This is a genomic window from Janthinobacterium sp. 61, assembly GCF_002846335.1.
Classification (GTDB): Bacteria; Pseudomonadota; Gammaproteobacteria; order Burkholderiales; family Burkholderiaceae_D; genus Janthinobacterium.
Map to the genome: position 1 here is coordinate 2649033 of NZ_PJMQ01000001.1, position 14552 is coordinate 2663584.

Genomic DNA, 14552 nt, shown 5'->3' on the forward strand with positions numbered 1-14552 from the left:
CTTGCGCACTGGCGGTTTTTGAGCATGCGGCCGAGGCCGCACTCAGGCTAACTTAAGCGGCTGGCGCTTCGTTGCCTTCAGCAGCTTTCATCGACAGCTTCAGACGGCCGCGGTCGTCCGTTTCCAGGACCTTGACGCGAACCAGCTGGCCTTCTTTCAGGTAATCGGCCACGGCATTGACGCGCTCGTTGGCGATCTGGCTGATGTGCAGCAAGCCGTCTTTGCCTGGCATGACTTGCACGATGGCGCCGAAGTCCAGCAGTTTCAGCACGGTGCCTTCATAGGTCTTGCCCACTTCGACGGAAGCGGTCAGTTCTTCGATGCGGCGCTTGGCTTCCTGGCCGGCAGCAGCGTCGACGGAAGCGATGGTGACCACGCCTTCGTCGCTGATGTCGATCTGGGTGCCCGTCTCTTCGGTCAGCGCGCGAATCACGGCGCCGCCCTTGCCGATCACGTCACGGATTTTTTCCGGGTTGATCTTGATGGTGATCAGACGCGGTGCGAAATCGGACAGTTCGGTTTTGACGTGCGGCATGGCTTTTTGCATTTCGCCCAGGATGTGCTCGCGGCCTTCCTTGGCTTGCGCCAGTGCCACTTGCATGATTTCCTTGGTGATGCCCATGATCTTGATGTCCATCTGCAGCGCCGTGATACCGTTGCGGGTACCGGCTACCTTGAAGTCCATGTCGCCCAGGTGATCTTCGTCGCCCAGGATGTCTGACAGCACGGCAAACTTGCCGCCTTCCTTGATCAGGCCCATGGCGATACCGGCCACGTGTTCTTTCATCGGCACGCCGGCGTCCATCAGTGCCAGGCAACCGCCGCAGACGGAAGCCATCGACGAGGAACCGTTCGATTCCGTGATTTCCGATACCAGACGCACCGAGTAGCTGAACTCTTCAGCTGCTGGCAGGGCGGCGATCAGCGCGCGCTTGGCCAGGCGGCCGTGGCCGATTTCGCGGCGCTTAGGCGTACCGACACGGCCCGTTTCGCCGGTGGCGAACGGAGGCATGTTGTAATGCAGCATGAACGAATCGGTGAACTCGCCCATCAGCGCATCGATCTTCTGGCTGTCGCGGGCGGTGCCCAGGGTGGCGACGACCAGCGCCTGCGTTTCGCCGCGTGTGAACAGGGCCGAACCGTGGGTGCGTGGCAGCACGCTGGTGCGGATCGAGATCGGACGCACGGTGCGCGTGTCGCGGCCGTCGATGCGTGGCTCGCCGTCCAGGATTTGCGTACGCACGATTTTCGCTTCGATGTCGAACAGGATGTTGTTGACTTCTGCGCTATCGATGGAAGCGCCGCCGGCAGCAGCCGCTTCAGCCGACAGGTCGGCGATCACTTCCGACGTCGCTGCTTTCAGCTTGGCCGTACGCTCTTGCTTGTCCTTGGTTTGATACGCGTCATTGATCTTGGCGTTGGCGAAATGCGCGACGCGGGCGATCAGTGCTTCGTTTTTCGGCGCAGGCGCCCATTCCACTTCTGGCTTGCCGCCGTCACGCACCAGGTCGTGAATCGCGTCGATGACGACTTTCATCTGGTCGTGGCCGAAGACCACGGCGCCCAGCATGATTTCTTCGGACAGCTGTTTCGCTTCCGATTCGACCATCAGCACGGCCGTTTCGGTACCGGCGACCACCAGGTCCATTTCCGACGTCTTCAGTTGCTGAACGGTTGGGTTCAGGATGTACTGGCCATTGGCGTAACCGACGCGCGCAGCGCCGATAGGGCCGTTGAAAGGCACGCCCGATACGCACAGGGCAGCCGATGCGCCGATCATGGCGGCGATGTCCGGATCGATTTCCGGGTTGACCGACAGCACGTGAATGATAACTTGCACTTCATTCAGGTAGCCTTCCGGGAACAGCGGACGGATAGGACGGTCGATCAAACGGGATGTCAGTGTTTCTTTTTCGGAAGGACGGCCTTCGCGCTTGAAAAAACCGCCCGGGATTTTACCGGCAGCATAGGTTTTTTCAACATAATCAACCGTCAAAGGGAAGAAATCCTGGCCTGGCTTGGCATCTTTGCGTGCCACTACCGTTGCCAGAACGACGGTATCTTCGATCGACACCAGCACTGCGCCGGATGCCTGACGTGCGATCTCGCCGGTTTCCAGGGTCACTTGGTGTTGACCGTACTGGAAGGTTTTCGTAACTTTGTTAAACATGGGGTATCCCTTTTCTAATTGCCGACAGATTTTCAGGGGCTGTCGTTCACCTCACCACAGGCGGCGCAAACATCGTTGCCGCCTTTACCACTTTACTTTTAAAACATGATATCGGTAGAGAATACTGCACTTACCGATATAAATCAGGAATTCAAATGACAAAATGCCCGCGTCAGCGAACTGGCGCAGGCATTTCTGTATAAACCTTGTACGGCAAAAATTACTTGCGCAGACCAAGTTTAGCGATCAGGTCGCGATAACGGGTAGCGTCTTTAGCCTTCAGGTAGGACAACAGGCTCTTACGACGGTTGACCATCATGATCAGGCCGCGGCGGGAGTGGTGATCTTTCGAGTGGGCTTTGAAGTGGCCGTTCAGTTCGTTGATGCGAGCTGTCAGCAGTGCAACTTGCACTTCAGGGGAGCCGGTGTCGTTTTGACCACGTGCGTTGTCCGCGATGATAGCGGCTTTGTTGATGTTTTCTACTGTCATGATAAACCTTTCACATGCGGTGCACAGAGTCTGAACCCTATCCACCGTGAACTACGATTATTAAAATACTGGTCTATGCTTACAACCAGACGCGCAAGTATATCGGAAAAATGCCCGCCTGTATCCTGCCGTGCGGCCTTTTCTCGGCGCATGATAGGATTTTCCTGCATTTGAGGAGCATAAACATGAAAACCATACTCAAATTAGCAACACCTGTGCTGCTTGCCGTGCTCGCGGGCTGTTCCAGCCTGGGCGGCCCGCCGCCGCAGCCGGGCGAACCGCGCACCGCAGTGGAAGCGCGCCTGGGCCGGCCGACTGCCATTTACCAGCTGCCCACGGGGCCGGAACTGGAATACGCCACGGGGCCGTACGGCCAGTACACCTACATGGCGCGCTTCGGCCCGGATGACAAGCTCATTTCCTACGAGCAAGTGCTCGACACGCCAGGCTTTGCCCGGGTCAAGGTGGGCTTGTCGACCCAGCAGGACGTGCTGCAACTGCTGGGCCGCCCGACGGAAAAATCCTATCTGTCCATCCCTAAACTGGTCGTCTGGTCTTACCGCTACAAGGAATCGGGCGCCTGGGATTCCATGATGCACGTGCACTTCGACCACGACGGCATCGTGCGCATGATGATGAACGGCCCCGATCCGGACAAGGAGGAGCGGCGGTTTTTCTGGTGACAGATTGCTAGCGTAACGACGTCCTTTACTACGGCTGCGGGTCGATGCGCTCATCCTTGGCATGTAACTTGTTCAGCGCCGACAAATACGCCTTGGCCGACGCGACGATGATGTCCGGGTCCGCACCCACGCCGTTGACGATACGCCCGTCGCGTGAGAGGCGCATCGTCACCTCGCCCTGCGACTGCGTGCCCGTACTGATGGCATTCACGGAAAACAAGACCAGCTCCGCGCCACTGGCGGCCGCGCTTTCGATGGCATTGACGGTAGCATCGACGGGACCGTCACCCTGCCCTTCGCAGCTGCGCTGCACGCCGCCGACGAGAAATTCCACGCGCGCATGAGGCACGGCGCCCGTCGTCGACTGCTGCGCCAGGGAAATGAAACGGTAGTGCTCACTCTCCTGCGCCTGCTGTTCCTCGCTGACGAGGGCCATGATGTCTTCGTCGAAAATCTCGGATTTCCGATCGGCCAGCTCCTTGAAACGCAGGAAGGCAGCGTTGACTTCCGCTTCCGATTCGAGCGCGATGCCCAGCTCGTGCAGTCGCTGCTTGAAGGCATTGCGGCCCGACAGCTTGCCGAGAACAATCTTGTTGGCCGTCCAGCCCACGTCTTCGGCACGCATGATTTCATACGTCTCGCGCGCTTTCAATATGCCATCCTGGTGGATGCCCGACGCGTGCGCAAAGGCGTTCGCACCCACCACCGCCTTGTTCGGCTGCACGGCAAAGCCCGTAATTTGCGACACCATTTTTGACGCCGCCACGATTTGCGTCGTATCGATGCCTACCGTCAAGTTGTAATAGGCAGCGCGCGTGCGCAGCGCCATCACCACTTCTTCCAGCGCCGTGTTGCCGGCCCGCTCGCCGAGGCCATTGACCGTGCATTCGATCTGCCGCGCGCCGCCTATCATGACGCCGGCCAGCGAATTGGCGACTGCCAGCCCCAGGTCGTTATGACAATGGACAGACCAGATGGCTTTATCGGAATTCGGTATGCGTTCGCGCAAGCGCTTGATGGTATTGCCGAAGATTTCAGGCACGGCGTAGCCCACCGTATCGGGGAAATTGATGGTCGTGGCGCCCTCGGCGATCACGGCTTCCAGCACACGGCACAGGAAATCCTCATCGGAGCGGCTGCCGTCTTCGGGACTGAATTCAATATCGTCCGTGAACTGGCGCGCGTAGCGCACGGCGTTCTGCGCCTGCAGCAAGACTTCCTCGGGCGTCATGCGCAGCTTCATCTGCATGTGCAGGGGCGAAGTGGCAATGAAAGTGTGAATGCGCTTGCGCTCGGCCGGTTGCAGGGCTTCGGCGGCGCGGGCGATGTCGCGGTCGTTGGCGCGCGACAGCGAGCAGATGGTCGATTCGCGCACGGCGCCGGCAATCGCCCGTATCGACTCGAAGTCGCCCTGCGAGGCGGCGGCGAAGCCCGCCTCGATCACATCGACCTTCATGCGTTCGAGCTGCTTGGCGATGCGCAGCTTTTCCTCGCGCGTCATGGAAGCGCCCGGCGATTGCTCGCCGTCGCGCAAGGTGGTGTCAAAAATGATGAGTCGGTTGCTGGTGCTCATGGCTGCTCCTGGCTGGCTGAAGACTGGCGACGCTACCGACTCTGCGCATCAATGCTCGGGGTCGGTCTGAATGATGCTGACGGGCTTGCCCTTCGCCATGCGCCAGAAGAACACGGCGTAGCCGGACAGGCCATAGGCGACGAAAATCGGGAACAGCACTTTCGGCGGGTCGATGGAAATAAGCGCGAAGAACAATGCCAGCAGGAATACCACGATGAAGGGCACGGACTTGCGGAAATTCACATCCTTGAAGCTGTAGAACGGCACGTTGGTGACCATGGTCAGGCCCGAGAACAGGGCGATCGTCCACGATACCCAGGCCAGCTGGTTGCCGGCAAATTCCAGGTCATTCATCAGCAGGATGAAGCCGGCCACCATGGCTGCGGCAGCCGGGCTGGGCAAGCCCTGGAAGAAGCGCTTGTCGACCACGGCGATATTCGTGTTGAAGCGGGCCAGTCGCAAGGCGGCACCGGCGCAATACACGAAGGCGGCCAGCCAGCCCAGCTTGCCCATGCCGCGCAGCGACCATTCGTAGATCACCAGCGCCGGCGCGGCGCCAAACGACACCATGTCGGACAGGCTGTCGTACTGGGCGCCGAATTCGCTCTGCGTATTCGTCAGGCGCGCAATGCGGCCGTCCAGACCATCGAGGATCATGGCGATGAAGATGGCCCAGGCCGCGTGTTCGAATTTCTGGTTCATGGCCATGACGATGGCGTAGAAACCGCAAAACAGGGCTGCCGTCGTAAAGGCATTCGGCAACAGATAGATGCCGCGGCGACGCAAGGTTTTCTTGCCAGTGCCATCGTTCACCGGCTGGCGCACGAATTTGCTGAAGCGGGACGCTTTGGATACTGCGGGGGTGCCGTTCTTGCCTCTACGACGGGGGAAGTTTGCCATGTTGTTCCATATCTTGTGTACTGCGGGGGATTCGGTGCCAGATGGCAGGCGCATTCGTCTTGCGGCATGCGCCTGCCGATGTTGCCATTATAGAGGAGCCACCGCCAAAGAAAAGCGCGGCGGCGTCAAGCTGGCAATATTGACGCCTATTCAAGCATCATTTGAACTTGACCTTCGCCACCAGGCCCATGTTCAGGGTCGTTTCGCCCGGCTCGAAGCTCGGTTCGGCCACCTGGTTGCCGCCATAGCCCACGGAGTCTGCACTCATGTTGCGCGCGCCGGCCACGCTGACGCGCTGGGCGTAATTGCCCGAGCCTTCGAAATCGATGGTATCAATCACGGCGTCATTGACATTGCGGCCCATGGCGCCGGCGATGGCGGCCACGCGCTCATTCAGGTTCTTGTAGGCGGCGGCGATGCGCTGGTCATCGAGCTTGCGGACCGTGGCGGGCGCCAGGCCGAAGTTCAAACGGTTCAGGGTCAGTACGCCTTGCGCTGCGGAAACGGTTTTCGGCAAGGCGGCCAGGTTCGTCGTCGTCACCTGCAAGTACTGGCCCACTCTCCAGCCGGTCGGCACTCTTGGCTTGGCGGCGACGCCCGGCGGCAGGGGCGCCGCTTCCGGGTACACGGCATACGTGTAGTAGCCCTGGGTCTTCAGCACGGCTTGCGGGTCGGCTTTCTTGACGATGGCCGCGCCCTGGTTCATCTTCTGGTTGACGCGCGAGGCGGCGGCGGCCTTGTCCTTGTCCTGCTCTTCGATGGCGAGGGTGACGGTCACCTGGTCATTCGCATGCACCACTTCGCCGTTGGCGGGCACCACGACGAGGGTGCCGGAAGTGGGCAGGCTTTGCGCTTGGGCGGACAGGGCAACGGTAACGGCGGCGGCAGCCAGCATAGCTTTCATGACGATCATGGTGTTCTCCTGGAAAATAATGGGGCAAAAACGCGCATGGGGCCAGCAGCCCCATGATTTTCACAACATGCTAATGTGGAAATATTTCCACGCTGGCGTGCTTACTTGAACTTGACCTTGCCGACGACGCGCATGTCGAGGGTGGTCTCGCCCGGCTCGAAGCTTGGCTCGGCCACGACGCTGTCTTCGGCCATCTTGGCGCTGCGCATCATCATCGGTGCGGCGGCAGGACGGCTTTCGTTGGCATAGTTGCCCGAACCTTCAAAGTCCACCGTATCGAGCACGGCGTCGGACACGTTGCGGCCCATGGCCTTGGCGATGGCGGCCACGCGCTCATTCAGATTTTTGTAGGTTGCGGCGATGCGCTGGTCGTCCAGCAGGCGGATGGTTTCCGGCTTCAGGCCGAAATTCAAGCCATTCAGGGTCAGCACGCCTTGCGCCGCCGACACGGTTTTTGGCAAGGACGCCAGATTGGCCGTTGTCACTTCCAGGTACTGGCCGACTCTCCAGGCCGTTGGCAAACGTGGCTTGGCGACGGCGCCGGCTGGCAATGGACGCTCTTCCGGGTACACAGGATAAGTGTAGTAACCGTACGATTTCAGCGCCGCCGACGGATCGGCCTGCTTGACGATGGCGATACCCTTGTTCATCTTCTGGTTCACGCGCGACGCAGCGGCAGCCTTGTCCTTGTCCTGTTCTTCGATGGCCAGGGTAGCGACCACCTGGTCATTGACATGCTTGACTTCGCCAAATGCGGGTACGACCACCAGGGTGCCGTTGGTTGGCAGGGATTGGGCTTGCGCGCTCAGGGCAACGGTGGCTGCGGCGGCAACAAGGACGGATTTCATCACGGTCATGGAGGTACTCCTAGGTAGTTAATATGGCTGACAGCAGGCAGTGGGGCATGCACTGCACGCCCCCATTTCGCCTGAGAAACTTGTCAAACTGTGTAGATTCTAACGCCTCATTCGTTCCCGTGGCGCAAATTAACAAATCGTCACAAAATGTGTCTGCCAGTCACATCTGCTCACATTTCAACACACCATCATTCAAAATAACAGCGTTATTAGTGGCCCAGCACCGCGCCGCCACTGCGCCGGCCCGGCTTGAAACTGTGGCGGTGCGCGCACCAGGCGATAGTCAATGCCACCAGCAGCAAGGCCAGCATGGCCCAAGGGAACGACGCCGCGCCATAGCCGTCGAGCAGCATGCCGCCCGCCAGGCCGCCGCCCGCGATGGCCACGTTCCAGATGGTCGCCACCATCGCCTGCGCCACATCCATGCCGTCGCCGGCTGCGTCCGCCGACGCCGTCTGCAGCAAGGTGCCGGCGCCGCCGAAGGTGACACCCCAGATGCCCATGCTGATATAGATGACGGCGGGCGAGTCCATCGCCAGTCCCAGCGCGACCATCACGAGGGCAAAGGCGGCGATGCAGCCCAGCACGAGCGGGCGCAGCCAGCGGTCGATCAGCTGGCTGACCAGCCAGATGCCGGCCAGTGAACCCAGGCCATATACGAGCAGCACCAGGTCGACGCGGGGGCGCAAGCCGGACGGCGCCAGGAACGGTGCGATATACGTATACAAAATGTTATGCGCCAGCATCCAGGCGACGATGACAGCCAAAATAGGCCGCACGCCCGGCGTCATGAACACGGCACGTATCGACAGGCGTTCGCCATTCTTTTGCCCAGGGTAATCGGGCACAACCAGCAGCACCCACGCGACCAGCACCACGGCCAGGCCGGACATGATGCCAAAGATGCTGCGCCAGCCCAGCACGCCACCCATCAAGGTACCCAGCGGCACGCCCAGCGACAGCGCCAGCGGCGTGCCTATCATGGCAATGGCCATCGCCCTGCCCTGCTGTTCGACGGACACCATGCGGCGCGCATAGCCAGCCATCAAGCCCCAGGCCAGCCCGGCGGCCATGCCAGTGACGAAGCGCGAGACCAGGGCGACAATATAGTTGGGCGACAGGGCCGTCGCCGTATTGAAGATCAAAAAGCCGATGATGGCCAGCAGCAAGACATTTCGCCGGCGCCAGCCGCTCGTCAGGGCCGTCAGGGGAATCGCCGTCAGGATCGAGCCGATGGCGTAGACGGTCACCAGCTGGCCGGTCATGACTTCGGAAATATGAAGATCCCGGGCAATCTGCGGCAGCAGGCCGGCCGGCAGGGTTTCCGACAGGAGGGCGAGAAACGCCGTCATGGCCAGGGCCAGCAAGGCCAGGATGGGAAGCCGTTCGGAAACGGAAGATTCGGCAGTGCCCGGCATGGGTACTGTCGTGGTAATGCGGTCGGTCATAGGGGTCCTTCAGGATGCGCAAGCGGCTGATCAACTAGCGCCTGGCGTGCTACAAAAGCGGTGATGCGCGTTGCGGTCGGCAGATACCGAAACAGATGCAGTCAATAGGAAACTGCAAAGGAAGGGCGGAATTATAGCGCAAACGCACCAAAAGCGTGCGCACAAGAACAGCTGCCCTCAAGCTGGCGTCATGCAGGCATCATTGGCCGCCTTGCGTGGCGAAAACCAGGCATTCGATTTCGGACTGAACAGGAAGGCGCAGATGACGACGAACGTGAGCACGCCAGGCAAGACGCTCATCTTGAGTGGCACGGTCGCCAGACTGAGCGCAATGTCGATCACGCCCCACACCAGATAAACAGTGCGCGCGCCACGCTGCCTTTGCAGCATAGCCAGCGCTGCCACCAGGGTGATGCCCAGGCTGGCGAACAACATCGCGTATTGCACCTCGGCGGAAATCGCGCTGCGCGCCATCCAGGCCAGCATGGCGGGATCGTCGCGGCCGAGGTAAGCCGACACCAGGGATGACAGCGAGCCGAAGATCAGAAACCAGCAGCTGATGGCAACCGAGACGGGGCGCTTGATCAGATGAAGATTCCCAACGAAAACTTTAGAAAAAACAAGCATGGTGCTGGCGGTATTTTTGAATGGGCCTGATTGTAACGGATGTTGCGTGCCAAGCGCCTGCGCACAAAAAAAAGCCGGCTTGCGCCGGCTTTGCTGTGCAACAGACTGCTTAGTTCTTCGACTGGTCAACCATCTTGTTCTTGGCGATCCAAGGCATCATGGCGCGCAGTTTGGCGCCCACTTCTTCGATCTGGTGCTCGGACGTCAAACGGCGACGCGAGATCAGGGTCGGTGCGCCTGCCTTGTTTTCCAGGATGAAGCTCTTCGCGTATTCGCCCGTCTGAATGTCTTTCAGGCATTGACGCATCGCATCCTTGGTGGCCGAAGTCACGACTTTAGGACCGGTCACGTATTCGCCGTATTCGGCGTTGTTCGAGATCGAGTAGTTCATGTTGGCGATGCCGCCTTCATAGATCAGGTCGACGATCAGTTTCAGTTCGTGCAGGCACTCGAAGTAAGCCATTTCAGGCGCATAACCCGCTTCCGTCAGGGTTTCGAAGCCGGCCTTGATCAGTTCCACGGCGCCGCCGCACAGCACGGCTTGCTCACCGAACAGATCGGTTTCAGTTTCTTCACGGAAGTTCGTTTCGATGATGCCGGCACGACCGCCGCCGTTGGCCGAGGCGTACGACAGGGCGATATCGCGGGCGATGCCCGATTTATCCTGGTACACGGCGATCAGGTGGGGCACGCCGCCACCCTGGGTGTAGGTAGCGCGCACGGTGTGGCCCGGGGCTTTCGGCGCGACCATGATCACGTCCAGGTCGGCGCGGGGCACGACTTGGCCGTAATGCACGTTGAAGCCGTGGGCAAAGGCCAGGACGGCGCCCTGCTTGGCGAACGGAGCGATGTTTTCGTTGTAGACCTGGGCGATGTTTTCATCTGGCAACAAGATCATGATGACGTCGGCCGCTTTCACGGCGTCGTTCACTTCCGCCACTTTCAGGCCGGCTTGCTCGACCTTGGCCCACGAAGCGCCGCCCTTGCGCAGGCCGACGGTGACGTTGACGCCCGAATCGTTCAGGTTTTGTGCGTGCGCGTGGCCTTGCGAACCGTAGCCGATGATGGCAACGTTTTTGCCTTTGATCAAGGAGAGGTCAGCGTCTTTGTCGTAAAAAACTTTCATGGTATTTCCTATAATTTGATGATGCGTTGTTGTTTTAAATGCGGCGCCAGGGCCGCGTAGTGCTACTTATATTTTTATACTTTGAGGATGCGTTCGCCGCGGCCGATGCCGGAACCACCCGTACGGACGGTTTCCAGGATGGCGGCGCGGTCGATCGAATCGATGAACGCGTCCAGCTTGACCTTGTTGCCGGTCAGTTCGATCGTGTACGTCTTTTCGGTGACATCGATGATGCGGCCACGGAAGATATCGGCGGTGCGCTTCATTTCCTCGCGCTCCTTGCCCACGGCACGAACCTTGATCAGCATCAACTCGCGTTCGATATGCTGGCCTTCGGTCAGGTCCACCACCTTCACCACTTCGATGAGGCGGTTCAAGTGCTTGGTAATCTGCTCGATGATGTCGTCCGAGCCGCTGGTGACGATGGTCATGCGCGACAGGGTCGAGTCTTCCGTCGGCGCCACGGTCAACGTTTCGATGTTGTAGCCGCGTGCCGAGAACAGGCCCACCACGCGCGACAGGGCGCCCGCTTCGTTTTCCAGCAAGACAGAAATAATATGGCGCATGATTAGAGATCCTCCGAACCGAGCATCATTTCGGACAGGCCCTTGCCGGCTTTCACCATTGGCCACACGTTTTCGGACTGGTCGGTAATGAAGTTCATGAATACCAGCCTGTCTTTCATGCCAAACGCCTCTTTCAGGGCGCCGTCGACGTCGCCCGGTTTTTCAATTTTCATGCCCACGTGACCATAGGCTTCAGCCAGCCTTTCGAAGTCGGGCAGCGAATCCATGTACGACTCGGAATAGCGCGAACCGTAATCGATTTCCTGCCACTGGCGCACCATGCCGAGGAAACGGTTGTTGAGCATGATGATCTTCGGCGTCAGGTGGTACTGCTTGCACGTGGCGAGCTCCTGGATGCACATCTGGATCGAGCCTTCGCCGGTAATACAAGCAACGGTGGCATCCGGATTGGCCATCTGCACGCCCATGGCGTAAGGCAAGCCGACACCCATGGTGCCCAGGCCGCCGGAATTGATCCAGCGGCGCGGCTTATCGAAGCCATAATATTGCGCCGCCCACATCTGGTGCTGGCCCACGTCGGACGTGATGAAAGCGTCGCCCTTGGTGATCTGGAAGACCTTTTCCACCACCGATTGCGGCTTGATGACCAGGTCGGAAGTCGGGTATTTCAGGCATTCGCGGCCACGCCATTCGGCGATCTGCTTCCACCAGTTACTCAATGCATTGACGTTCGGCTTGGCTTCGGCCGCGTCCAGTTGCGCGAGAAACTCGATCAGCACGTCCTTGACGTTGCCGACAATGGGAATATCGACCTTGACGCGCTTGGAAATCGACGATGGATCGATGTCCACGTGGATGATCTTGCGTGGATGCGAGGCGAAATGTTTCGGGTTGCCAATCACGCGGTCATCGAAACGGGCGCCGATGGCGATCAGGACGTCGCAATTCTGCATCGCCATGTTCGCTTCATAAGTGCCATGCATGCCGGGCATGCCGACATACTGCTCGCTCGATGCGCGGTAGCCGCCCAGGCCCATCAAGGTGTTGGTGCAAGGGAAACCCAGGCGGTCGACCAGCTTGTTCAGCTCGGGAGCCGCATTCGCCAGGATGACGCCGCCACCCGTGTAGATCATCGGGCGTTCGGCTTGCAGCAACAGCTGCACGGCCTTGCGGATCTGGCCCGAATGGCCCTTGTCGACGGGACGGTAGGAACGCATCTCGACTTCCTTCGGATAGTCGAAATGGCATTTGTGCATGCTGATATCCTTGGGGATATCGACCAGCACAGGTCCCGGACGGCCGGTACGGGCGATGAAGAAGGCTTTCTTGATCGTTGCCGCCAGGTCCTTGACATCCTTGACGAGGAAGTTGTGCTTGACCACGGGGCGGGTGATGCCGACCGTGTCGCACTCCTGGAACGCATCCTGGCCGATGGCGTGGCTCGGCACCTGGCCAGAGATCACCACCATGGGAATCGAGTCCATGTACGCGGTCGACAGGCCCGTGACGGCATTCGTGACGCCCGGACCGGACGTGACGATGGCGACACCGACTTTGTTCGAGCTGCGCGAATAGGCATCGGCGGCGTGGATCGCGGCCTGCTCGTGGCGTACCAGGATATGCTGGAATTTGTTTTGCTGGAAGATGGCGTCGTAGATGTAGAGTACGGCTCCGCCCGGGTATCCAAAGACGTGCTCGACGCCCTCTTCAGCCAGACAGCGCACGACAATTTCTGCGCCCGTAATTGGTCCTGCTGCTGCTTCGGTATTCATGAAACATTCCTTTCAAGGTCCATTGGAGATTGATCGGATGTTCTTTCCTGACGAGGTACGCCTAACGCAACAGTGCTCCTGCTTCCCTTTTCATGCGGTCACGCAATTTCTTTGGGCACCCATAGATACCTTACAAAACAACGCTTAACGCAACTCGTTTGGCCGGAGTTTCTGTGGCGCCTGTACGAACCGCTCGCGCTTGTGGCGCGGGTTAGAACAAACTGCCTACAAATGAAAGCGCGTCTTGCCGCGGATGGCCTTGTGTGCCGGTCGCGACCTGACCATAGGGCTTTGGGGTGTTCAAAGCGTCCCATACGTTATCGCGTTGCACCATTATGGTCAAGGAAAATGTCAGCCTCGCTGCATTTTTGCTCGCACGACGTGCAAAAACCCTGCGGAAACGCACATTTTTTGCTAGCATGCACGGGGTTGCAAAAAGCATACCCGTCCCCAATTCGCCCACCGCACCCGCAGCCGCTAAGATCCCCATACCGCATGGCAACAGACAAAGAATTATCCGACTTTCTAGAAAACGTCGAGCGGCGCGCGTTCAAGCAAGCCGCCTACGCGGTCCGCAAGGAAGAATCGGCACTCGACATCGTGCAAGATGCCATGATCAAGCTTGCCGAGAAATACGGCGACAAGCCGGCCGCCGAATTGCCGATGCTGTTCCAGCGCATCTTGCAGAACACCATCCTTGATTATTTCCGCCGTGAAAAAGTCCGCAACACCTGGGTCAGTCTGTTTTCCGGCATGAAACCCTCGGGCGACGAGCATGAAGATTTTGATATACTTGACACTTATGAATCGGAACAGGGTTCCAGCGCCGCCGAATCTTCGGCCGACCAGGTCGAGCGCGCACAAATCCTTGATCTGATTGATGCAGAGGTACAAAAACTGCCTTCACGTCAACGCGAAGCCTTCCTCATGCGTTATTGGCAGGACATGGATGTGGCTGAAACAGCGGAAGCGATGGGTTGTTCCGAAGGTAGCGTGAAAACACATTGCTCTAGAGCTACCCACACGCTCGCCGAATCGCTGAAAGCCAAGGGAATAAAATTATGAACACCGACGATCTCAATTTCGCCTACAAAGTGCGCCATGCACTGAACGAAAAACTCGACGACCTGCCCGCATCGGCCACCGATCGCCTGGCAGCGGCACGCAAGCTGGCCCTGTCGCGCAAGAAGGCAGACGCACCCGCAGTCGTTGCCGTGCGCAAGGACGTCTTCGCCGGCATCGCCAGCCACCTGTTGGTCGAGCCGCTGTCGTGGCTGGGCCGCATGAGCGTGATCATCCCGCTGCTGCTGCTGGTTGGCGGCATGGTGGGCATCTATCAGTTTGAGCAGGAGCAACATATTGCCGAACTGGCAGAAATCGACGCAGCCGTTCTGTCCGACGAATTGCCGCTCTCCGCCTATATGGACCATGGCTTCAACGCCTACCTGACGAAACGCGAGCAATAA

At 59.3% G+C, this 14552-nt stretch carries 14 protein-coding genes; 3 read left to right on the plus strand and 11 right to left on the minus strand.

Annotation, left to right across the window (positions count from 1 at the left end; genetic code table 11):
• Positions 1 to 52 precede the first annotated feature (52 nt).
• Entirely contained in the window at positions 53 to 2170 is a 2118-nt protein-coding gene (pnp, locus tag CLU92_RS12140; RefSeq protein WP_010399742.1) for a polyribonucleotide nucleotidyltransferase, read from the minus strand.
• Between the two features lie 220 nt (positions 2171 to 2390).
• Positions 2391 to 2660: a 30S ribosomal protein S15 gene (gene rpsO / locus CLU92_RS12145; RefSeq protein ID WP_010399743.1), complete on the minus strand. Its 270-nt coding sequence runs from the start codon at positions 2658 to 2660 to the stop codon at positions 2391 to 2393.
• 185 nt (positions 2661 to 2845) lie between these two features.
• Here rpsO and bamE point away from each other — a divergent pair, with 185 nt between their 5' ends.
• The gene (gene bamE / locus CLU92_RS12150) at positions 2846 to 3343 is read left to right on the plus strand and encodes an outer membrane protein assembly factor BamE (protein ID WP_101482100.1); all 498 of its coding nucleotides are present in this window, start codon (positions 2846 to 2848) and stop codon (positions 3341 to 3343) included.
• A 28-nt stretch (positions 3344 to 3371) separates the two neighbouring features.
• Here the strand turns inward: bamE and CLU92_RS12155 are convergent, their stop codons facing one another.
• The 9 genes from CLU92_RS12155 to CLU92_RS12195 all read right to left on the minus strand — a co-directional run bounded on the left by CLU92_RS12155 (position 3372) and on the right by CLU92_RS12195 (position 13086).
• A complete protein-coding gene (locus CLU92_RS12155) occupies positions 3372 to 4916 on the minus strand; it encodes a 2-isopropylmalate synthase (protein ID WP_101482101.1) in 1545 nt (514 codons plus the stop codon).
• 48 nt (positions 4917 to 4964) lie between these two features.
• Complete coding sequence (gene pssA, locus CLU92_RS12160; RefSeq protein ID WP_101484643.1) at positions 4965 to 5816, minus strand: CDP-diacylglycerol--serine O-phosphatidyltransferase; 852 nt, start codon at positions 5814 to 5816, stop codon at positions 4965 to 4967.
• Between the two features lie 157 nt (positions 5817 to 5973).
• Positions 5974 to 6729, minus strand: a complete 756-nt coding sequence (locus CLU92_RS12165; RefSeq protein WP_101482102.1) for an SIMPL domain-containing protein — start codon at positions 6727 to 6729, stop codon at positions 5974 to 5976.
• A 101-nt stretch (positions 6730 to 6830) separates the two neighbouring features.
• Positions 6831 to 7586, minus strand: coding sequence for an SIMPL domain-containing protein (locus CLU92_RS12170; protein ID WP_101482103.1), 756 nt, complete (start codon positions 7584 to 7586; stop codon positions 6831 to 6833).
• A gap of 209 nt (positions 7587 to 7795) precedes the next feature.
• Positions 7796 to 9034 carry an MFS transporter gene (locus CLU92_RS12175; RefSeq protein ID WP_101482104.1) on the minus strand — a complete coding sequence of 413 codons (1239 nt, stop codon included), beginning with the start codon at positions 9032 to 9034 and terminating at the stop codon, positions 7796 to 7798.
• 177 nt (positions 9035 to 9211) lie between these two features.
• Positions 9212 to 9661, minus strand: a complete 450-nt coding sequence (locus CLU92_RS12180) for a hypothetical protein (RefSeq protein ID WP_101482105.1) — start codon at positions 9659 to 9661, stop codon at positions 9212 to 9214.
• Between the two features lie 109 nt (positions 9662 to 9770).
• Positions 9771 to 10787 (minus strand): ketol-acid reductoisomerase, encoded by a 1017-nt coding sequence (gene ilvC, locus CLU92_RS12185; RefSeq protein WP_101482106.1) that lies wholly within the window; start codon positions 10785 to 10787, stop codon positions 9771 to 9773.
• Positions 10788 to 10861: 74 nt separating this feature from the next.
• On the minus strand, positions 10862 to 11353 hold the full coding sequence (ilvN, locus tag CLU92_RS12190; RefSeq protein ID WP_010399754.1) for an acetolactate synthase small subunit: 492 nt from the start codon (positions 11351 to 11353) through the stop codon (positions 10862 to 10864).
• A gap of 2 nt (positions 11354 to 11355) precedes the next feature.
• Positions 11356 to 13086: an acetolactate synthase 3 catalytic subunit gene (locus tag CLU92_RS12195; RefSeq protein WP_100873806.1), complete on the minus strand. Its 1731-nt coding sequence runs from the start codon at positions 13084 to 13086 to the stop codon at positions 11356 to 11358.
• Positions 13087 to 13581: 495 nt separating this feature from the next.
• On the opposite strand from CLU92_RS12195, the gene CLU92_RS12200 reads away from it, so the two are divergent.
• Positions 13582 to 14151 carry an RNA polymerase sigma factor gene (locus tag CLU92_RS12200; RefSeq protein ID WP_034779551.1) on the plus strand — a complete coding sequence of 190 codons (570 nt, stop codon included), beginning with the start codon at positions 13582 to 13584 and terminating at the stop codon, positions 14149 to 14151.
• Positions 14148 to 14552 carry a DUF3619 family protein gene (locus CLU92_RS12205; protein ID WP_101482107.1) on the plus strand — a complete coding sequence of 135 codons (405 nt, stop codon included), beginning with the start codon at positions 14148 to 14150 and terminating at the stop codon, positions 14550 to 14552. Before CLU92_RS12200 ends, CLU92_RS12205 begins: the two co-directional genes overlap by 4 nt.